This is a genomic window from Frankia sp. CoWAU3 (assembly GCF_977971855.1).
This window is the reverse complement of record NZ_CDWWXB010000240.1, coordinates 2,585-3,386: the sequence shown is the minus strand read 5'-3', so window position 1 is coordinate 3,386 and position 802 is coordinate 2,585. Positions and strand designations below refer to the sequence as shown.

The 802-nt window shown below is 70.9% G+C and carries 1 protein-coding gene; it reads left to right on the top strand.

All coding sequences use genetic code 11. From position 1 onward, the window contains the following. Positions 1 to 121: 121 nt before the first annotated feature. A partial coding sequence (locus AC08ON_RS16275; protein ID WP_476608241.1) for an ABC transporter ATP-binding protein occupies positions 122 to 802 on the top strand: 681 nt, incomplete at its 3' end.

The following is an 802-nucleotide window of genomic DNA, read 5'->3' as shown; positions in this document are numbered from 1 at the left end:
CCCCGCGGCGAGCGCGGCGGCCTGCCCGCCGACGTCTACTCCACCTCACCAGGTCACGTGGGCCACGAGCAGGGGGGTCAGGACCCGCGGCGGCGACCTCCCTGCGGGACGGAGGTCGGGTATGAGTCGGCACGTGCTACAGGCCGTTGGCCTGGTCCGCCGCTACGGCGGTCTGACCGCGGTCGACCACGTCGACCTCGTCGCCCCCCAGGGCGTGATCACCGGCCTCATCGGCCCAAACGGTGCCGGGAAGTCGACGCTGTTCAGCCTGCTGACCGGGGTCGAGCAGCCCGACGAGGGCAAGGTCCTGCTCGACAAGAGCGACATCACAAAAATGCGGCCGGACATCCGGTCCCGGCGTGGTCTGGTGCAGACCTTCCAGGTTCCCTCGCTCTTCCCCACCCTCACGGTCGCGGACAACCTGCTTGTCGGCGCGGAAAACCGGCACCGGGACTATGCCGGCGGCCTGCTGGGCCTGGCGTCCAAGGGCCGAGGACACGTCAGCCGCCTCGTCGAGGAAACCCTCGACTCCCTCGGCCTGTCCGACCTGCGGGACACCATCGCCGGCACGCTGCCCACCGGTGCCCTGCGGCTGGTCGAGTTCGCGCGGGCGCTGTGCGCCCAGCCGGACATCCTGCTGCTCGACGAGCCCGCCAGCGGCCTGGACAACGACGAGACCGCCAGGTTCTCGCAGCTGCTGCGCCGGACCGCCGACGACGGGGTCGGCATCCTGATCGTCGACCACGACGTCGACCTGGTCTTCTCCGTCGCCGACCAGGTGTACGCCATGGTCGGCGGTCGG